Origin of the sequence: Streptomyces sp. A0958, from assembly GCF_004795035.1 — a bacterium.
Taxonomy (GTDB): domain Bacteria; phylum Actinomycetota; class Actinomycetes; order Streptomycetales; family Streptomycetaceae; genus Streptomyces.
Genome location: NZ_SSBK01000035.1, coordinates 1 through 18,439 on the forward strand (window position 1 = coordinate 1; position 18,439 = coordinate 18,439).

Here is an 18,439-nt window from a genome sequence, read left to right on the forward strand (position 1 = left end):
GGCGGCCGGTGCGGGGGCGGCCGGTGCCGGGGCCTCGGCCGGGGCGGCACCGGGCGCACCGATGACGGCGAGCTTGGCGCCGACCTCGGCGGTCTCGTCCTCGCCGACGACGATCTCCAGCAGCACGCCGGAGACCGGGGCCGGGATCTCGGTGTCGACCTTGTCCGTGGAGACCTCGAGCAGCGGCTCGTCCTCCGTGACCTCCTCGCCGATCTCCTTCAGCCAGCGGGTGACGGTGCCCTCGGTGACGCTCTCGCCGAGCGCCGGCAGGGTGACGTCGGTGCCGGAGGCGGAGGAGGCGCCGGCGGTGGCCTCGGCGCTCGGCGCCTCGGCCGGGGCCTGGGTCTCGGTCGACGGGGCGGTCGGGGCCTCGTCGGCGGCCGGGGCGGGAACCGCGGCCGGCTCGGCGGCCGGGGCGGCCTCGGCGGCCGGAGCGCCCGAGCCGTCGTCGATGACGGCCAGCTCGGCGCCGACCTCGACGGTCTCGTCCTCGGCGACCTTGATGGAGGACAGGATGCCGGAGGCGGGGGCCGGGATCTCGGTGTCGACCTTGTCGGTCGAGACCTCGAGCAGCGGCTCGTCGGCCTCGACGCGCTCGCCCTCGGCCTTCAGCCAGCGGGTGACAGTGCCCTCGGTGACGCTCTCGCCGAGCGCCGGAAGGGTTACGGAAACCGACATGGTTTCAGTTGCTCCTAACGAAAATGCGGAAGTGGTCGGTCGTCGCGCCCGGTCGACTGATCAGTCGTGGGAGTGCAGGGGCTTGCCGGCCAGGGCGAGGTGGGCCTCGCCCAGGGCCTCGCTCTGGGTCGGGTGGGCGTGGATGAGCTGGGCGACCTCGGCCGGCAGCGCCTCCCAGTTGTAGATCAGCTGGGCTTCGCCGACCTGCTCGCCCATACGGTCACCGACCATGTGGACGCCGACCACGGCACCGTCCTTGACCTGGACGAGCTTGATCTCGCCCGCGGTCTTGAGGATCTTGCTCTTGCCGTTGCCCGCGAGGTTGTACTTCAGCGCGACGACCTTGTCCGCGCCGTAGAGCTCCTTGGCCTTGGCCTCGGTGATGCCGACGGAGGCGACCTCGGGGTGGCAGTACGTCACCCGGGGGACACCGTCGTAGTCGACCGGGACGGTCTGGAGACCGGCCAGCCGCTCCGCCACGAGGATGCCCTCGGCGAAGCCGACGTGCGCCAGCTGGAGCGTCGGGACCAGGTCGCCCACGGCCGAGACGGTCGGCACGTTGGTGCGCATGTACTCGTCGACCAGGACGTAGCCGCGGTCCATGGCGACCCCGGCCTCCTCGTAGCCCAGGCCCTGCGAGACCGGGCCGCGGCCGATCGCGACCAGCAGCACCTCCGCCTCGAAGGTCTTGCCGTCGGCGAGGGTCACGCGGACGCCGTCCTGCGTGTACTCGGCGCTCTGGAAGAACGTGCCGAGGTTGAACTTGATGCCGCGCTTGCGGAACGCGCGCTCCAGGAGCTTCGAGCTGTTCTCGTCCTCGACCGGGACGAGGTGCTTCAGGCCCTCGATGATCGTCACGTCGGTGCCGAAGGACGTCCACGCGGAGGCGAACTCGACGCCGATGACGCCGCCGCCCAGCACGATCGCGGACTTCGGCACGCGGTCCAGCTTCAGCGCGTGGTCCGAGGAGATGATGCGGTTGCCGTCGATCTCCAGGCCCGGGAGCGACTTCGGCACGGAGCCGGTCGCCAGGAGCACGTGGCGGCCCTGGACGCGCTGGCCGTTCACGTCCACCGAGGTGGGGGAGGAGAGCCGCCCCTCACCCTCGATGTAGTGCACCTTGCGGGAGGCGACGAGACCCTGCAGGCCCTTGTACAGGCCGGAGATCACGTCGTCCTTGTACTTGTGGACGGCCTCCATGTCGATGCCCTCGAAGGTGGCCTTGACACCGAACTGGCCGGCCTCGCGGGCCTGGTCCGCGATCTCGCCGGCGTGCAGCAGGGCCTTCGTGGGGATGCAGCCGTTGTGCAGGCAGGTGCCGCCGACCTTGCCCTTCTCGATCAGAGCGACGTCCAGGCCCAGCTGCGCTCCGCGCAGGGCCGCGGCGTACCCGCCGCTACCACCGCCGAGGATCACTAGGTCGAAAACGGTGCTGGCGTCGTTCGCCACGTCACGTCCTCCATGCATGTGCGCCGTACGCCGGGCCCCGTCCTCGGGGTGTGACCGGCCGGTCGGCTGGTGTGCGGCCGCTTTGTCTTCGGCCCTGTGGTGGGGGCCCTGTCCTGCCGAGAACCCATCTTCGCACTTGTTGACGGTGGGCGGGACGCGGGGCCCGTGTCCGGGACGGATGATCGACCGTCCCGGTGGATTACCGCCGGGTAGGAAACAGGGGATTTCGTCGAGAGCGAAACCATCCCCGTCCCGGCCGCGCGGTGCCGTGGGGGGAACGCGTACGGCCCCGGACGTATGCCCGGGGCCGTGTCGCAGCCGCTGCCTCAGCCGAGGTCGCCGGCGGCGGTGCGCTCCGCCAGCTTGACCAGGGTGCGGATCGCCGAGCCGGTGCCGCCCTTCGGCGTGTAGCCGTACGGGGCGCCCTCGTGGAAGGCGGGGCCCGCGATGTCCAGGTGCGCCCAGGCGATGCCCTCGCCCACGAACTCCTTCAGGAACAGACCGGCCACCAGGCCGCCGCCCATCCGCTCGCCCATGTTGGCGATGTCGGCGGTCGGGGAGTCCATGCCCTTGCGCAGGTCGGCCGGGAGCGGCATCGGCCAGGACGCCTCGCCGACCTCCTCGGCGATCTCGTGGATCGAGGTGCGGAAGGCGTCGTCGTTGGCCATGATGCCGAAGGTGCGGTTGCCCAGGGCCAGCACCATCGCGCCGGTCAGGGTCGCCACGTCGACGATCGCGTCCGGGTTCTCCTCCGAGGCGCGGGTCAGCGCGTCGGCCAGGACGAGCCGGCCCTCGGCGTCGGTGTTGAGGACCTCGACGGTCTTGCCGCTGTACATGCGCAGGACGTCGCCGGGGCGGGTGGCGCTGCCCGACGGCATGTTCTCGGCGAGCGCCAGCCAGCCGGTGACGTTGACGCGCAGGCCCAGGCGGGCGGCCGAGACGACGGTCGCGAACACGGCGGCGGCGCCGGCCATGTCGCACTTCATCGTCTCGTTGTGGCCGGCCGGCTTCAGCGAGATGCCGCCCGAGTCGTAGGTGATGCCCTTGCCCACGAGGGCCAGGGTCTTCTCCGCCTTCGGGTGCGTGTAGGCGAGCTTCACCAGGCGCGGGCCGCGGGCCGCGCCCTGGCCGACGCCGAGGATGCCGCCGAAGCCGCCCTTGACGAGCGCCTTCTCGTCGAAGACCTGCACCTTGACGCCGTGCTCCTTGCCGGCGGCGGTGGCCACGGCGGCGAAGGACTCGGGGTACAGGTCGTTCGGCGGGGTGTTCACCAGGTCGCGGGCGCGGTTGATCTCCTCGGCCAGGGCGAGGGCGCGCTCGGCGGCGGCCTTGAACGCCTTGTCGCGCGGCTTGGCGCCGAGCACGGCGACCTCGGCGAGCGGCAGCTTCGGGCCGCCGGCCTTGGCGTCCTTGGGGGCGAGCTTGTTCTCGCCGGCCTGGTAGGCGGTGAAGGCGTACGCGCCCAGCAGCGCGCCCTCCGCGATGGCCTCGGCGTCCTCGACGGAGTCGATGGGCAGCGCGAAACCGGCCTTCTTGGCACCGGCCAGCGAGCGGGCGGCCGCGCCGGCGGCCCGGCGCAGCGCCTCGGCGTCGTACGCGCCGTTCTTCTCCGGGGCCGAGCCGAGACCGACCGCGACGACCACCGGGGCCTTGAGGCCTTCGGGGGCGGGAACCTTCGTCAGTTCGCCCTCGGCACCCGAGGCACCCAGGGTCGCCAGGACGGCGGCGAGCTTCCCGCCGAACGCCTTGTCCACGGCCTCGGCGCCCGGTGCGAGGACGAGGTCCCCACGCTTGGATCCAGCGCCCTTGGCGACGCCCACGACGAGGGCGTCGGCGCGCAGCGTCGCCGCACCGGCAGTGCTGAGAGTGAGAGCAGTCACGGTGGTGAAATCTCGCTTCCGTTGAGTTCTTTTTCGGTCGAGGGGTGGGCCGACCGTGCCCGGCGCATCGTAGACGCCGCCGCAATGTGCCGGGAATGAGCCTACGCGCGCCTTTGCTGCCCGATCACGGGGGCGGGCCGTCGGGCCCCCGCGGGCGTCGTACGGTGGTGGTCCCGGGAAGATCATCCCGGCGGAACGGGCCCCGAGCGCAACCGCGTTGCCGGGGTCCGGCGAACATGGGGGAACGATGCGCGACCGGACGGCCGCACGGGTGACCGCGGGGCGCAGTGCTCTCGCCGTCACCGTACTGATGGTGCTGGTGACGCTCACGGGCTGCTCCTCGGAGCCCGGGCGGGCGCCCGAGGGGAAGGCGTCCGCCTCCGCGCGGCCCGCCGCCGCGCGCTGGCAGCCGAAGCCGGGCACCGACTGGCAGTGGCAGCTGTCGGGCCGGCTCGATACGACGGTGGACGCCCCGGTGTACGACATCGACGGCTTCGACCGGAACGCGGCCGAGGTCGAAGCGCTGCACCGCAAGGGGCGCAAGGTCATCTGCTACCTGTCCACCGGCGCCTGGGAGGACTTCCGCCCGGACGCGGCCCGCTTCCCCACCGCCGTCCTCGGCAAGGGCAACGGCTGGAAGGGCGAGCGCTGGCTCGACATCCGGCGCACCGACGTCCTGGAGCCGCTGATGGAGACCCGGATCGCGATGTGCGCGAAGAAGGGCTTCGACGCGGTGGAGCCGGACAACATGGACGGCTACCGCAACAAGAGCGGCTTCCCGCTGACCGCCGCCGACCAGCTGCGCTACAACCGGCTCATCGCCCGAACGGTCCACCGCCACGGCATGGCCGTCGGCCTGAAGAACGACCTCCCGCAGATCCCGGAGCTGGTCGCGGACTTCGACTTCGCGGTCAACGAGCAGTGCGCCCAGTACGAGGAGTGCGAGGAGCTCACCCCGTTCGTGGAGGCGGGCAAGGCGGTCTTCCACGTGGAGTACGAGCTGCCGACGGCACGGTTCTGCGCGCAGTCCCGGAAGCTGGGGCTCAGCTCGCTGCGCAAGGAGTACGAGCTCGGCGTCGAGCGCGAGACCTGCCTCCAGGGCTGACAGGGCGCCGGCCGGGGCCGCATCAGCCGAGCGCCAGGCCCACCAGCGTGACCGTCGCCGCCGTCTCCGCCAGCGCCCCGAACACGTCCCCGGTCACCCCGCCGAACCGCCGCACGCAGTGCCGCAGCAGCAGCTCGGCCACCAGCAGCCCGGCCGCCGCGGCCAGTCCGTGTCGCAGCGCCCCGTCCCCGCCGAGCAGCGCGCCCGCGCCCGAGCAGGCCGCCACCACCACGAGCGCGGCCACCCCGGCGCCGGCCACCGGGACCGTGCCGGCGACGGCCGCGCCCAGACCCTCCGGCCGGGCCGCCGGGACGCCGCGCCGGGAGGCCAGGGTGAGCGCGAGCCGGGCGGTGACGGCGGAGGCGACGGCCGCCACCGCCCCGTGCGTCCAGCCCTGGGCGTACAGCTGCTGAAGGACCGCCACCTGGGCCAGCAGGACGAACAGCAGGGTGATCACACCGAAGGGGCCGATGTCCGACTGCTTCATGATCCGCAGCGCGTCGTCGGCCGGCTTGCCGCTGCCCAGGCCGTCGGCGGTGTCCGCGAGGCCGTCCAGGTGGAGCCCCCGGGTGAGGGCGGCCGGCACCGCGGCGGAGGCGACCGCGGCGAGCAGCGGCCCCGAGCCGCCCCACAGCAGCAGACCGCCCGGGACCGCCGCGAGGACGCCGACGACGAGCCCGGCCAGGGGGGCGCACAGCATCCCGGCCCGGGCGGCCTCGCGGTCCCAGCGGGTGACGCGGACGGGGAGCACGGTCAGGGTGCCGAAGGCGAAACGTACGCCGTGGCTGTTCAGGGAGGTCACGGCGCGCAGGCTAATCGGTGGGGGCGGCCGCTAGATTGGCTGAAATGCCGCATAAAGGGCAGAAGCGGATTGTCGGGAGTGAGTGGCATGGGTCACTGGTTCGATCGGAACTTCGTCGAGCCGGGGAAGCTGCCCCTGCTCCTGGCCCTGGCCGCCTTCGTACTGACGTTCGCGGTCACCCGGGTCATCACCCGGATGATCCGGGCCGGGAAGGGGCCGTTCCGCAACATCACGCCCGGCGGCATCCACGTCCACCACGTGGTGCCCGGCGTGGTGCTCAGCGTCGTCGGCGGCTTCGGCGCGGTGGCCGGCGGACGGCACGGCGTCACGGCGGCGGTCTGCGCGGTCGTCTTCGGTATGGGCGCGGGCCTGGTGCTGGACGAGTTCGCCCTGATCCTGCACCTGGACGACGTGTACTGGACCGAGGAGGGGCGCCGGAGCGTGGAGGTCGTGGTGCTCACGGCGGCCCTGGTGCTGCTGGTGCTCGGCGGGTTCTCGCCGCTGGGCGTGGACGATCTGAGCGACGATCAGGAGCAGGGCCGGGCCGGTGCCGTGCTCACCGTGGTCGTCAACTTCTGCTTCGTGCTGATCACCCTGTTCAAGGGCAAGGCGCGCATGGCCGTGGTCGGCACCCTGGTCCCGTTCGTCGCGCTGATCGGCGCGGTCCGGCTGGCCCGGCCGACCTCGGTGTGGGCCAAGCGGTTCTACCGCAACCGGCACCGCGCCCGCTCCCGCGCGGTGCTGCGCGCCTACCACCACGACGTCCGCTGGGCCGGGCCGCGCCGCAGGTTTCAGGACCTCATCGGCGGCGCGCCTGACCGCGTTCCGGCTCCCTCGCCCAAGCCCTGACCCTCCCGCCGCCTCCCGCGCAGCACCGGAACCGCGCACAGCACCAGGGCCGCCACGATGGCCGCCAGGTGCTCCCGGCCCGCCAGGTTGTCCTTCACCACGGCCTCGGCCACCATCGCCGCGATCACCAGCGCCCCGGTGACCCGGGCCCGGTAGGCGCAGCAGACGCAGACGGCCAGCGCGACGACCGCCGCCGACGGGCCGGTGTCCACGATCCGCGCGTCCGACGCGGGCAGCCCGAAGAACCCGTCGGGCCCGGCCGCGATGCCGATCCGCGCGTACAGCGTCCCGGCCAGCGTCGCCACGTACGCGATCAGCAGGGTCCGCCACCGGCCGAGGCAGATCTCCGCGACCCCGAACACCAGCAGCATCTGCGCCAGCGCGCCCCACACCGGCAGGTCGAGCGCGGGTACGAACAGCGACAGCGGGGTACGCAGCAGGGCCACGCCCAGCGGGTCCTGGGCCCGGACCGCGCCGAGCGTCTGCACCGGCCCGTACCCCCGGGGCCGGTTCTGCGCCACCTGGAGCAGCCCCGTCAGGCACACCGCCACCAGCGTCATCGGCACGGCCCGCAGCCCGTCGGCGGCGAGCGACGCCCGTACGGCCGACCAGAGCGGGCCCCACTCCCGGCGGGCCGCCCGGCCGAGCGCGCGCACGGCTCTCATCCACGCGGTCCGGACGGGAGGTCGCGGCCCCGGTCCAGCCGCGAGCGGTGCAGCCACTTGGGCAGGCCCGGGGCCTCCAGGAAGCCTTCGGCGCGGCCCGCCGCGACGCCGATGCGCAGCAGGTCGGCGCTCTTCTCGAAGAGCATGAACCGGGGCTCCCAGATCGGGCGGTACTTGGCGTTGGCGCGGTAGAGCGATTCGATCTGCCACCACCGCGAGAAGAAGCTGAGCAGCGACCGCCACATCCGGAGCACCGGCCCCGCCCCCAGTCGTGACCCGCGCTCGAAGACCGAGCGGAACATCGCGAAGTTCAGCGACACCTGCGTCACGCCGATCTGCCCGGCGCGCTGCAGGAGTTCGATGACCATGAACTCCATAAGCCCGTTCTCGGCGTCCCGGTCACGCCGCATCAGGTCCAGCGAGAGGCCCTTGGGGCCCCAGGGGACGAAGCTCAGCAGGGCCCGCAACTCGCCCCGCGCGCCGTCCCCGCCGGGCGCGGTGTCGCGGCACTCCAGCATCACGCACTGCCCGTCGGCCGGATCGCCGAGCCGGCCCAGCGCCATCGAGAAACCGCGTTCGGTCGCCCCGTCGCGCCAGTCGTCGGCCCGCCGCACCAGCTCCGCCATCTCGTCCTCGGGGATGTCGGCGTGCCGGCGGACCGTCACCTCGTAACCCGCCCGCTTCACCCGGTTGTACGCCTGGCGGACGGTCCGCATCGCCCGGCCCTCCAGGGTGAATTCGGCCGTCTCCACGATCGCCTCGTCCCCCAGCTCCAGGGCGTCGAGGCCGTGCCGGGCGTAGACCGTGCCGGCCTCCTCGCTCGCCCCCATCACGGCCGGAATCCAGCCGTGTTCGCGGGCCTCGGCCAGCCACGGCGTGATCGCCCCGGGCCACGCCTCCGGGTCCCCGATCGGGTCGCCGGACGCGAGCGAGACCCCGCCGACCACCCGGTAGGCGATCGCCGCCTTCCGGGTCGGCGACCAGACCGCGCTCTTCTCGCGGCGCAGCGCGAAGTAGCCGAGCGAGTCCCGCTCGCCGTGCTTGTCCAGCAGCGCCCGCAGCGCCGCCTCGTCCTCGGGGGTGATCGGGTCGACCGCGCGGCGGGAGCGGAAGGCCGCGTACACGACGGCGATCAGCAGCAGGGTGGACAGGACGTTGACGGCGACGTTCACCCAGCCGGGCGCGGTGATGCCGGGGAACCGGTAGTCGCTGGCCGTGACGGACACCAGCCGCAGCGCGCCGTAGCCCCAGCGGTCCAGGAACGTCGAACGGTAGTCGTCCCTCGCGGTGTTGGTGACCGTGACCAGGCCTGCCGCCAGCAGCGAGGTGACCAGCAGCCCGCCGACCGCCACCAGCGCCGCCAGCTTCGGGTTGGACCGGTCGCCCTTCGCGTAGAACTCGCGCCGGCCGAGGACCAGCGCGAAGACGAACGCGGCGGTCAGCGCCAGCGAGATCCAGTTCTGCGGGTACCGGCGGACCTCCGGGAAGCCGATCACGGCGGCGAACAGCAGCAGCGTCAGGCCGCTCAGCACCATGTTGACGATCCAGGCTGCCCGCTTGCGCCGCCGCATGGTGACGGCCAGGAAGAGCGCGACCACGCCCGAGGAGAAGCCCGCGGTGAGCAGATACGGCGTGAAGTAGTTGTCCGTGTTGTGGCGGCGCAGATCCTGGCCGAAGGTGACCCAGACGGCACTCAGGAAGTTGATGAACGACACGACGCGCAGGTACCAGATGGCCAGCGCCGCGCCCTGCTGTGAACGCGGGGTGCTGGGCTTGCGGACGGCACCCCGTCCGGATTCTTCGCTGGCCATATGGACCTCTCCCATGAAAAGCGATCATATGGGGCATCACGCTTCATGAGGGGCTGCTCCGCGGCCGGTGTCCGGCAGCCGCAGAGCAATGGGCCGGCCTACCCGCCGTCAGTCCTCCGCGTCGTCCTTCCCACCGTCCGTGCCGCCCTCCTCCGCCACCGGCTCGCGCTCCGGCAGCTCCGCCGCCAGCGCGGCAGCGGCCTGGACGAACGGCAGGGCGAGCAGCGCCCCGCACCCCTCACCGACGATGACGCCGTGGTCCAGCAACGGGTTGAGGGCCATCCGGTCGAACGCCTTCGCCTGCGCCGGTTCACCGCTCAGCTGGCCCGCCAGCCACCAGTCCGGCGCCCGGAACGCGGCCCGCTGGCCGACCAGCGCGGCGGCCGCGCCGACCACCCCGTCCAGGATCACCGGGAGCCGGCGCACCGCGCACTGCAGCAGGAAGCCGGTCATCGCGGCCAGATCGGCGCCGCCCACCGTGGCCAGCAGCTCCAACTGGTCGCCCAGCACCGGCCGGGCCCGGCGCAGCGAGTCACGCACCGCCGCGCACTTGCGCATCCACGCCAGGTCGTCGATCCCCGCACCGCCGCGCCCGGTGACCACCGAGGCGTCCGTGCCGCACAGCGCCGCGATCAGCGTGGCCGCGGCCGTCGTCCCGCCGACGCTCAGGTCGCCGAGCACCACCAGGTCGGTGCCCGAGTCGGCCTCCTCGTCGGCCACCGCGATACCCAGCCGCACCGCCGCTTCGGCCTCCTCGGCCGTCAGCGCGTCCTCGACGTCGATCCGGCCGCTGCCGCGCCGCACCCGGGTCCGTACCACCGCTTCCGGCAGCAGCTCCGGGTCGCAGTCGAGACCGGCGTCGACGATCCGCACCGGTACGGAGAACCGGCGGGCCAGCACCGCCAGTGGGGTCGACCCGTCCAGCGTGGCCCGGACCAGCTCGTGCGCGGTGCCGGCCGCACGCCCGGACACGTCGAGCTCCGCCACCCCGTGATCACCGGCGAACAGCACCACGCGCGGCTGCTCGACGGTCCGCACCGGTACGGCCTGCTGGGCGGCCGAAAGCCACTCGCCCAGCTCGTCCAGGCGGCCGAGGGCACCCGGAGGCACGCTGAACCGCTCCCGGCGTTCCTCGGCGTCTCGCCGTACACCCCCGTCGGGGCGTTCGATCAGGTCGGAGAAGTCGTCCAGATTCACGGGGGTCTGCCTCGCGGGTCGATACGTGGGGTGGGCCGGGGAGCCCGGCTGCGGGCTCACTGCGGAACAGTACCCGCCGCGTTTTCCCACCCCCCGCCCGTGCCGCGGCCCCCGCCCGTGCCGCGGCCCCCACGCACGCGCGGTCAGCCGCGACCAGCGGCCGAAGCGCGCCCCGCCGGCGAGTGGCCCCGCACACGCGGTCAGCCGCGCAGGGTCAGCACCTGCCCGGCCACCACCAGCAGCACCTGCTCGCACTCCTCGGCCACCGCCGCGTTCAGCCGCCCCAGCTCGTCCCGGAAACGCCGCCCGGCCGCCGTCGCCGGCACCACCCCGGAACCGGTCTCGTTGGTCACCAGGACGACGGTCCGCCGCGTCCCGCGCACCGCGGCGACCAGCTCGGCGGTCCTGGCGCGCAGCGCCCGCTCGCCGCCCTCCGCCCACGCCGCATCGTCCCAGGCGTCCACCCGGTCCATCGCGTCCGTCAGCCAGAGCGACAGGCAGTCGACCAGCAGCGGCGGTCCGTCCGAGGACAGCAGCTCCGCCACCTCGCACGTCTCCTCGGTGCGCCAGGCCGCCGGCCGGCGCTCCCGGTGCAGCCCCACCCGGGCCGCCCACTCCGCGTCCCCGTCCCGGCCGCCGCCCGTCGCCACGTACACGACCTCCGGGTACGTCTCCAGGCGGCGCTCGGCCTCGACCGACTTACCGGAGCGCGCGCCGCCGGTCACCAGCGTGCGCCGGGGCACGCCGGGCGGGGTGCGGTAGCCGCCGGCCGACAGGGTCGTACCGTCCGGCACGGCCCGCGCCCCGGCTGCGGCGAGCCGGCGCTCCAGTTCGGGGCCGGGCGGCGCGTCGTGGTCCAGGTGGACGGCGATCAGCTCGGTCTCCGGCCCGATCGCCTCGACGGCCCGCAGCCGCGCCACCGCGTCGGGCCGCCCCACGACGTCCCCGGCCACCAGGTCGTACGGCTGCGCCACCGGCTCGGTGAGGCCGGCCGGTGCGCCGCCCGGCGGCATGTAGAGCAGGCGGGCGCCCTCCGGCGAGGTCACCTCGTACCCCGTCCCCGGCGCGTCCATCGGCACGGCCCGCACCCGGTGCCCGCTGATCAGCGTCAGCACCCGCCCGTCCGGCACCCGGCCCGCCGGGGGCAGCCCGGCGGGCAGTTCGACGGCGGGCCCGTCGTGCGGATGGGTGAGAAGCACCTGGCGTACGCCGGTGAGCGAGTGTCCCGCGCGGGCGGCGGCGAACACCGCCCCGGGCGTGAGGTCGAGCAGCAGCGCGTCGTCGACCAGGAGGGCGGTCGCGGCCCGGCTGCCCGCGCTGCGGGCGGTGGCGCAGGCGGCGCAGGGGCAGTCGGGGCGCGGCAGCCCGTCGGGGGCTCCGGTGCCGAGGAGAGTCAGTTCCACGCTCCGATCCTCCCGCGTCCCCGCACGGGGTGCGCGACGTGGGGCGGCGAGCGGCGCGAGAGCCCCTTCCCACGCTGGTGGGAAGCACTAGGCTGCCGAACGGAACAAGTGACCCGGGAGGCGCACATGGCGTGGACGTGGCGGTTCGAGAAGTCCGACGGTACGGAGACGGAGCCGGCCCTGCAGCCGGAGGAATTCACGACGCAGGGCGACGCGGAGTCCTGGATCGGTGAGTACTGGAAGGAACTCCTGGACGGCGGGGCGGACCAGGTGACGCTCTTCGAGGACGCGACGAAGATCTACGGCCCGATGAGCCTTCGGGCCGACGAGGCCGGCTGAGGGGGCACGGCGGCCGCCGGGTGAGCCCCACGGGCCCGCCCGGCGGCCGCCGTCGCGTGGTGTCCGTCAGATCTCGCCGAGCGTGACCTCGGCCGTCTTCTGCGCGTTGCCGCGCATGTAGGTCACGGTCGCCTTCTCGCCCGGCTTGTTCCCGGCCAGGGCCTCCGAGAGCGAGGTGATCGTGGTGACGGGCGCGCCGTCGACCTTGGTGATGATGTCGCCGGACCGCAGCCCCGCCTTGTCGGCCGCGCCGTTCTTCTTCACGCTGACGATCGCGACGCCCGCGGGCTGGTAGCTGCCGTTGACGACCGTACGGCCGGTGATGTCCAGGGCCGCCCGGCCCGAGTCGGTGACCTTGCCGTTCTTGATGATCTGGTCGGCGACCGTGCGCACCATCGAGGCCGGGATGGCGAAGCCGATCCCGGGCGCCGCGCTGTCGCCCATCTGCGGGTCGGAGGCCGCGAGCGTCGGGATGCCGATGACCTGGCTGTTCAGGTTGACGAGGGCGCCGCCGCTGTTGCCCGGGTTGATCGCCGCCGACGTCTGGACCATGTTCGCGATGGTCGCGCCGGTGCCGCCGCCCGCGCTGCTCTCGCTCACGGTCCGGCCGAGCGCCGAGACGATGCCCTGGGTGACGCTGCTGGACAGGCCGAGCGGCGAGCCCATCGCCAGCACGATCTGTCCGACCGCGACCTTGTCCGAGTCGCCGAACTTCGCGGGCCGCAGCCCGTCGGGCACGTCGTCGAGCTTGATGACGGCGAGGTCCTGTTCGGGGTAGGCGGCGACCAGAGACGCCTTGAGCACCTTCTCGCCGGTGGCCACCGTGACCTTGAACGTCTTCTCGTCGCCGACGACGTGGGCGTTGGTGACGATGTGGCCCTTGGCGTCGTAGACGACGCCGGAGCCGAGGCTGTCGGACGCGTCGATCTGCACGACCGACGGCAGCACGTCGGTGATGACGGACTGGTACTCGCTCTGCAGGTCGCCGGAGGCCCTGGGAGCCGAGCCCGGCTGGGCCGATCCGGACTTCGTCGCGTCGGGCTTCGCGGCGGAGGCGTTCGAGCCGGAGCAGCCGCTCACCAGTGCGATCGCGCAGACGCCGGCGGACAGGGGCAGCAGCAGCCGGCGCGCACGGCGGCGGGAGTGAAAGGCATCCATGTCCGGATTATTACTTTTGGCCCCATGGGTGGCCTGCTGGGCGCGTCCACCGGGGCGCGGCCCGATCCGGACGGGAGGCCCTAGCCCCGCACCCCGCACAGGTGCAGCAGCGCGGCCACCCCGCGGTAGGGGTCCGTCCGCCCCGCCCGGTCCTCCGCCGCGAGCACCCGCTCCAGCTCGGCCGCGGGCGGCAGCTCGACGTCGTTGCTCACGTTGTCCGTGAAGATCCGCACCCCGTACCAGGCGTGCAGCGGCGCGGCGATCGAGGCGAGCGTCGCCGTGAGGGCGTCGAGCCGGTCCGCGCGCACGGACAGCCCGAGCCGGTTGGTGTACCGGTCGCTGTCGAACGCCGCCAGCGCCGCGTCCCAGTCCCCGGCCGTCCCGGGCCGCATCGCCAGCGCGTCCGCGTTCCGTACGAGCAGGGACAGCAGCCCGCCCGGTGCCAGCATCCGGGCCAGGCCGGCGACCATGGCGTCCGGCTCCTGGACGTACATCAGGACGCCGTGGCAGAGCACCACGTCGAAGCTGCCGGGCAGGAAGTGCACCCCGGTGTCCTGACCGTTGCCCTCGATGAGCCGGACCCGCTCGCGGATGCCCGCGGGCTCGCCGCCCAGCGCCTCACGGGCGATCCGCAGCATCTCCGCGTCGGACTCCAGACCGGTCACCGTGTGACCGGCCCGGGCGAGGCGGAGCGCCTGCGTGCCCTGGCCCATGCCGACGTCGAGGATGCGCAGCCGCTGCCCCACGGGGAAGCGGGCCGCTATCTGCTCGTCCAGCTGCCGGGCGACCAGCTCCTGGCGCACGGTGTTGCGCAGCCCCGAGAGCCCCTTCGTCCACGCCGACGAGGCCCCGGCGAAACCGGAGACCGCAGCGGCCGGCCGGCCGGCGGCGACGCCGTCGACCGGGCCGGGAAACTCCGTACTCAGGGCCGCTCTCCGCGCTTGGCCTGCGGCTTCGGCAGGCGAAGCCGGCGCAGCTGGAGCGTACGCATCAGTCCGTAGGCGACCGCGCCACGCTTCGGGGTGTCCGGGAAGCGCGTGTTCAGCTGCTTGCGCAGCCGGAACGCGAGCCCGATCGAGTCGAACACGATCAGCACGATCACGACGAGCCAGAGCAGCAGCGAGATGTTCTGAATGCCCTGCACCTGGATCACGCTGAGGATCAGGATGATCACGGCGAGCGGCAGGAAGAACTCCGCGATGCAGAAGCGCGAGTCCACGAAGTCGCGGACGAAGCGGCGCACCGGCCCCTTGTCGCGCGCCGGCAGATAGCGCTCGTCACCGTTGGCGAGCGCCTCCCGCTGCTTGGCCATGTCCACGCGCCGCGCTTCGCGCTGGCGCTTCATGGCCTCCTTGCGGTCGAGCGGCGCGCCACTGGAGGCACGACGGCGCTGCGACTGGGCCTCGCTGCGCTTGGGGGTGGGGCGACCTTTGGGGGCCTGCGGGTCGCGGGGCGTCTTGGAGAGGTCCGCCGTCACCTTGTCGGTGGGGGCCTTCTCTTCCTTGGAGCGGCTACGGAACACAATGCACAAGGGTACGGGGTCGATCGCGGCGACCCCAGGCCGGTCGGGAACGATCCGGCAACGGCCTGCGTCCTGGTGGGTGTACGAGCGGGACGATACGGGCGTCATCTGCGGATTCCCGGACCGTCATCCCCCTGATTCCCGGCCTTCACACCGGTTCCCGGGCCCTCACCTACTCCCTGGGCCGGAGCGGGCCACGGGCACAGTCGTCCTTGGGGAGGACCCCATCCACGCTCGAACAGTGCGGTAATAGAGGCAGGGCCCGTACTGTGGGTTCTGTTGGAGTGCTGGAGCCCAGTTGAGTCAGAAGGGGGCGCGCGAAGCCCATGAGCGGTGTCATGAAGCGTATGGGGATGATCTTCCGCGCGAAGGCGAACAAGGCCCTTGACCGGGCCGAAGACCCGCGCGAGACCCTCGATTACTCGTACCAGAAGCAGCTGGAGCTGCTTCAGAAGGTGCGCCGCGGTGTCGCCGATGTGGCGACCTCGCGCAAGCGGCTGGAGCTGCAGCTGAACCAGTTGCAGGGCCAGTCTTCGAAGCTGGAGGACCAGGGCCGCAAGGCGCTCGCGCTCGGCCGCGAGGACCTGGCGCGCGAGGCGCTGTCGCGCCGCGCCGCCCTCCAGCAGCAGGTCACCGACCTGGAGACGCAGCACACCACGCTGCAGGGCGAGGAGGAGAAGCTCACTCTGGCGGCCCAGCGGCTGCAGGCCAAGGTGGATGCCTTCCGTACGAAGAAGGAGACCATCAAGGCCACCTACACGGCGGCCCAGGCGCAGACCCGGATCGGGGAGGCCTTCTCCGGCATCTCCGAGGAGATGGGCGACGTCGGCCTGGCCATTCAGCGGGCCGAGGACAAGACCCAGCAGCTGCAGGCGCGCGCGGGCGCGATCGACGAGCTGCTCGCCTCCGGCGCCCTCGACGACCCGAGCGGCACGGCGAAGGACGACATCGCCGCCGAGCTGGACCGGATCTCCGGTGGTACGGATGTGGAGCTGGAACTTCAGCGGATGAAGGCCGAACTGGCCGGCGGCTCCTCCTCGCAGCAGGCGATCGAGGGCGGCCCGCAGGACGCCCAGCAGCAGTCCAGTCCGACGCACAAGTTCGACAAGAATTAAGGCAGCGTCATGATCGTACGGATCATGGGGGAGGGCCAGGCAGTCCTGGCCGACAGTCATCTCGCCGAGCTCGACAAGCTCGACGACGCCCTGCTCACCGAGATGGAGCGCGGTGACGGGCCGGGCTTCCGCACCACCCTCCACGCGCTCCTGGCCCGGGTGCGCGAACTCGGCACACCCTTGCCCGACGACTCCCTGGAGCCGTCCGAGCTGATCCTGCCGTCGCCCGACGCGACCCTCGAAGAGGTACGCGCCATGCTCAGCGACGACGGCCTGATCCCCGGCTGACACCCGGCGGCTCTCCAGCACCCACAGCACCGCGCCCCGCGCCCGGCCCACCGGACGCGGGGCACAGTGCCGTACGGGCGGCCCCCGCCGCGCGCCCTGCGCTTCCGGGCGACCAGGAGCGCAGGGTAGGGCGAGGGTGCCCGGTCCGCCGCTCCCGGGCGGCCGGGCCGGCCCGCCAGCGACACGCCGTAACGTAGCTTGACGTGACCACCCTCGGAACCGGGGTCCTGCGCATCCGCCACTGGCTGCGCGGCCATCCCCTCGCGCTGGACGGCGCGCTCGCCCTGGCCGTGCTCGTGGCCATGATCACCGGATCGTTCGCCGATCCGGGCGGGCACGACGTGCCCATCTTCGGCACCCGCACCCCCGCGGCGAGCAGCCTGCTGCTGATGGCGCTGGGCGCCCTGGCCCTGATCCGGCGGCGCCGCGAGCCGATGGCGGTGCTCGCCGCCACCGGCGCCCTGACCGTGGTCGAGCTGGTCACGGCCGACCCGCCGGCCCCGGTCGTGATGAGCGCGGTCATCGCGCTGTACACCGTCGCCGCCCGCACCGACCGGCCCACCACCTGGCGGGTCGGGCTGCTCACGATGGCCGCGCTCACGGCCGCCGCCATGCTCTTCGGCTCACCGCCCTGGTACAGCCAGGAGAACCTGGGCGTCTTCGCCTGGACCGGCATGGCCGGCGCCGCGGGCGACGCGGTCCGCTCCCGGCGCGCGTTCGTCGACGCGATCCGGGAGCGCGCCGAACGGGCCGAGCGCACCCGCGAGGAGGAGGCCCGCCGCCGGGTGGCCGAGGAACGGCTGCGCATCGCCCGCGACCTGCACGACGTCGTCGCCCACCACATCGCCCTGGTCAACGTGCAGGCCGGGGTCGCGGCCCACGTCATGGACAAGCGCCCCGACCAGGCCAAACAGGCCCTCGCCCACGTCCGCGAGGCAAGCCGCTCCGCGCTCAACGAGCTCCGCGCCACCGTCGGGCTGCTGCGCCAGTCCGGCGACCCGGAGGCCCCCACCGAACCGGCACCCGGGCTCGCCCTGCTCGGCGCACTCGTGGCGAGCGTGCGGCAGGCGGGACTGTCCGTCGAGGTGGCCTGCGCGGTGGGGGACGACCCGCCGCTGCCCTCGGCCGTCGACCTGGCCGCGTACCGGGTGATCCAGGAGGCCCTGACCAACGTGCGCAAGCACGCGGGGCCGGGCGCCAGGGCCGAGGTGAGTGTCGTACGGGTCGGAGCCACGGCCGAGGTCATGGTGCTGGACAACGGCCGGGGCCACGCCGCCGGCACCCCGCAGGCCCCGTACGGCGGCGGCCACGGCCTGCTCGGGATGCGCGAACGCGTCACCGCCCTCGGCGGCACCCTCACCGCCGGTCCCCGCTACGGGGGCGGCTTCCGCGTCCATGCGATCCTGCCCGTCGAGGCCCGCGCGCAGGAGCCCGGTCGGCCGGGCGCGGCGGACCGGACGGGGGAGAACGCATGACATCGGCCATCAAGGTCCTGCTCGTCGACGACCAGGCGCTGCTGCGCAGCGCGTTCCGGGTGCTGGTCGACTCGGAGCCCGACATGCGGGTGGTGGGCGAGGCCGCGGACGGGGCGCAGGCCGTGGAAGCGGCCCGCACCGAACGGCCCGACGTGGTGCTGATGGACATCCGGATGCCCGGCACGGACGGGCTGACCGCGACCCGGATGATCAGCGCCGACCCGGATCTCGCGGGCGTCCGCGTGGTCATGCTCACCACCTTCGAGGTGGACGAGTACGTGGTGCAGTCGCTGCGCGCCGGCGCCTCGGGCTTCCTCGGCAAGGGCGCCGAACCGGACGAACTCCTCAACGCCATCCGGATCGCTGCCGGGGGCGAGGCGCTGCTGTCGCCCGCCGCGACCAAGGGGCTGATCGCCAGGTTCCTCGCGCAGAGCGGGAACGGGGCCGACGAGGGGCCGGGCGCGGCGGTGTACACCGAGCGGCTGGCGGCCCTCACCGGCCGGGAGCGCGAGGTGCTGGTCCTGGTGGCGGGCGGGCTGTCCAACGACGAGATCGCCGAGCGGCTGGTCGTCAGCCCACTCACCGTCAAGACGCATGTGAACAGGGCGATGGCGAAGCTGGGCGCCCGGGACCGCGCCCAACTGGTGGTAATCGCGTACGAATCGGGCCTGGTGCGTCCTCGGGTGGAGTGAGGGTGCAGCCG

General features: G+C 73.2%; 18 protein-coding genes. 7 read left to right on the forward strand and 11 right to left on the reverse strand.

The features are described 5' to 3' along the window. The 3 genes from E6P78_RS26475 to E6P78_RS26485 all read right to left on the reverse strand — a co-directional run. On the reverse strand, window positions 1-678 hold a 678-nt coding region (locus E6P78_RS26475; RefSeq protein WP_346765616.1), incomplete at its 3' end, for a biotin/lipoyl-containing protein. Window positions 679-738: 60 nt separating this feature from the next. Next, a complete protein-coding gene (gene lpdA, locus E6P78_RS26480) occupies window positions 739-2,127 on the reverse strand; it encodes a dihydrolipoyl dehydrogenase (protein WP_168712711.1) in 1,389 nt (462 codons plus the stop codon). Window positions 2,128-2,453: 326 nt separating this feature from the next. After that, entirely contained in the window at window positions 2,454-4,007 is a 1,554-nt protein-coding gene (locus E6P78_RS26485) for a leucyl aminopeptidase (RefSeq protein WP_136206171.1), read from the reverse strand. A 247-nt stretch (window positions 4,008-4,254) separates the two neighbouring features. On the opposite strand from E6P78_RS26485, the gene E6P78_RS26490 reads away from it, so the two are divergent. Next, on the forward strand, window positions 4,255-5,112 hold the full coding sequence (locus tag E6P78_RS26490) for an endo alpha-1,4 polygalactosaminidase (protein WP_136206172.1): 858 nt from the start codon (window positions 4,255-4,257) through the stop codon (window positions 5,110-5,112). Between the two features lie 22 nt (window positions 5,113-5,134). Here E6P78_RS26490 and E6P78_RS26495 read toward each other — a convergent pair whose 3' ends face one another. Continuing rightward, window positions 5,135-5,914, reverse strand: a complete 780-nt coding sequence (locus E6P78_RS26495; protein ID WP_136206173.1) for an adenosylcobinamide-GDP ribazoletransferase — start codon at window positions 5,912-5,914, stop codon at window positions 5,135-5,137. Between the two features lie 87 nt (window positions 5,915-6,001). Between E6P78_RS26495 and E6P78_RS26500 the strand changes: the two genes are divergently transcribed. Next, window positions 6,002-6,763, forward strand: coding sequence for a hypothetical protein (locus tag E6P78_RS26500; protein WP_136206174.1), 762 nt, complete (start codon window positions 6,002-6,004; stop codon window positions 6,761-6,763). Here the strand turns inward: E6P78_RS26500 and E6P78_RS26505 are convergent. The 4 genes from E6P78_RS26505 to E6P78_RS26520 form a co-directional block, all read right to left on the reverse strand. After that, complete coding sequence (locus tag E6P78_RS26505) at window positions 6,706-7,428, reverse strand: hypothetical protein (protein WP_136206175.1); 723 nt, start codon at window positions 7,426-7,428, stop codon at window positions 6,706-6,708. The two genes, E6P78_RS26500 and E6P78_RS26505, sit on opposite strands and share 58 nt — an antisense overlap. After that, a complete protein-coding gene (locus E6P78_RS26510; protein ID WP_206307919.1) occupies window positions 7,425-9,254 on the reverse strand; it encodes a phosphatidylglycerol lysyltransferase domain-containing protein in 1,830 nt (609 codons plus the stop codon). Before E6P78_RS26510 ends, E6P78_RS26505 begins: the two co-directional genes overlap by 4 nt. A gap of 93 nt (window positions 9,255-9,347) precedes the next feature. Further along, window positions 9,348-10,436, reverse strand: coding sequence for a nicotinate-nucleotide--dimethylbenzimidazole phosphoribosyltransferase (locus tag E6P78_RS26515; protein WP_136206224.1), 1,089 nt, complete (start codon window positions 10,434-10,436; stop codon window positions 9,348-9,350). A gap of 200 nt (window positions 10,437-10,636) precedes the next feature. After that, complete coding sequence (locus E6P78_RS26520) at window positions 10,637-11,839, reverse strand: bifunctional adenosylcobinamide kinase/adenosylcobinamide-phosphate guanylyltransferase (RefSeq protein ID WP_136206177.1); 1,203 nt, start codon at window positions 11,837-11,839, stop codon at window positions 10,637-10,639. 126 nt (window positions 11,840-11,965) lie between these two features. Here E6P78_RS26520 and E6P78_RS26525 point away from each other — a divergent pair, with 126 nt between their 5' ends. Further along, the gene (locus E6P78_RS26525) at window positions 11,966-12,178 is read left to right on the forward strand and encodes a hypothetical protein (protein ID WP_136206178.1); all 213 of its coding nucleotides are present in this window, start codon (window positions 11,966-11,968) and stop codon (window positions 12,176-12,178) included. A gap of 66 nt (window positions 12,179-12,244) precedes the next feature. Here the strand turns inward: E6P78_RS26525 and E6P78_RS26530 are convergent, their stop codons facing one another. The 3 genes from E6P78_RS26530 to E6P78_RS26540 form a co-directional block, all read right to left on the reverse strand. Then, window positions 12,245-13,336: a trypsin-like peptidase domain-containing protein gene (locus E6P78_RS26530; protein WP_136206179.1), complete on the reverse strand. Its 1,092-nt coding sequence runs from the start codon at window positions 13,334-13,336 to the stop codon at window positions 12,245-12,247. A gap of 80 nt (window positions 13,337-13,416) precedes the next feature. Continuing rightward, the gene (locus E6P78_RS26535) at window positions 13,417-14,139 is read right to left on the reverse strand and encodes a methyltransferase domain-containing protein (protein ID WP_136206180.1); all 723 of its coding nucleotides are present in this window, start codon (window positions 14,137-14,139) and stop codon (window positions 13,417-13,419) included. Window positions 14,140-14,258: 119 nt separating this feature from the next. Next, the gene (locus tag E6P78_RS26540; protein ID WP_136206181.1) at window positions 14,259-14,858 is read right to left on the reverse strand and encodes a DUF3043 domain-containing protein; all 600 of its coding nucleotides are present in this window, start codon (window positions 14,856-14,858) and stop codon (window positions 14,259-14,261) included. Window positions 14,859-15,196: 338 nt separating this feature from the next. Here E6P78_RS26540 and E6P78_RS26545 point away from each other — a divergent pair, with 338 nt between their 5' ends. The 4 genes from E6P78_RS26545 to E6P78_RS26560 all read left to right on the forward strand — a co-directional run bounded on the left by E6P78_RS26545 (window position 15,197) and on the right by E6P78_RS26560 (window position 18,428). After that, the gene (locus E6P78_RS26545; RefSeq protein ID WP_136206182.1) at window positions 15,197-15,973 is read left to right on the forward strand and encodes a PspA/IM30 family protein; all 777 of its coding nucleotides are present in this window, start codon (window positions 15,197-15,199) and stop codon (window positions 15,971-15,973) included. 9 nt (window positions 15,974-15,982) lie between these two features. Continuing rightward, entirely contained in the window at window positions 15,983-16,261 is a 279-nt protein-coding gene (locus E6P78_RS26550; protein WP_136206183.1) for a hypothetical protein, read from the forward strand. Window positions 16,262-16,464: 203 nt separating this feature from the next. Then, complete coding sequence (locus tag E6P78_RS26555) at window positions 16,465-17,736, forward strand: sensor histidine kinase (protein WP_136206184.1); 1,272 nt, start codon at window positions 16,465-16,467, stop codon at window positions 17,734-17,736. Further along, window positions 17,733-18,428, forward strand: coding sequence for a response regulator transcription factor (locus tag E6P78_RS26560; RefSeq protein WP_136206185.1), 696 nt, complete (start codon window positions 17,733-17,735; stop codon window positions 18,426-18,428). Before E6P78_RS26555 ends, E6P78_RS26560 begins: the two co-directional genes overlap by 4 nt. Window positions 18,429-18,439: the final 11 nt, after the last annotated feature.

Coding starts and splice junctions, on each gene's coding strand:
- E6P78_RS26500 (WP_136206174.1), top strand. CDS start 6,002: ATGGGTCACTGGTTCGATCGGAACTTCGTCGAGCCGGGGAAGCTGCCC.
- E6P78_RS26550 (WP_136206183.1), top strand. CDS start 15,983: ATGATCGTACGGATCATGGGGGAGGGCCAGGCAGTCCTGGCCGACAGT.
- E6P78_RS26510 (WP_206307919.1), bottom strand. CDS start 9,254: ATGGGAGAGGTCCATATGGCCAGCGAAGAATCCGGACGGGGTGCCGTC.
- E6P78_RS26505 (WP_136206175.1), bottom strand. CDS start 7,428: ATGAGAGCCGTGCGCGCGCTCGGCCGGGCGGCCCGCCGGGAGTGGGGC.
- E6P78_RS26545 (WP_136206182.1), top strand. CDS start 15,197: ATGAAGCGTATGGGGATGATCTTCCGCGCGAAGGCGAACAAGGCCCTT.
- E6P78_RS26530 (WP_136206179.1), bottom strand. CDS start 13,336: ATGGATGCCTTTCACTCCCGCCGCCGTGCGCGCCGGCTGCTGCTGCCC.
- E6P78_RS26490 (WP_136206172.1), top strand. CDS start 4,255: ATGCGCGACCGGACGGCCGCACGGGTGACCGCGGGGCGCAGTGCTCTC.
- E6P78_RS26560 (WP_136206185.1), top strand. CDS start 17,733: ATGACATCGGCCATCAAGGTCCTGCTCGTCGACGACCAGGCGCTGCTG.
- E6P78_RS26525 (WP_136206178.1), top strand. CDS start 11,966: ATGGCGTGGACGTGGCGGTTCGAGAAGTCCGACGGTACGGAGACGGAG.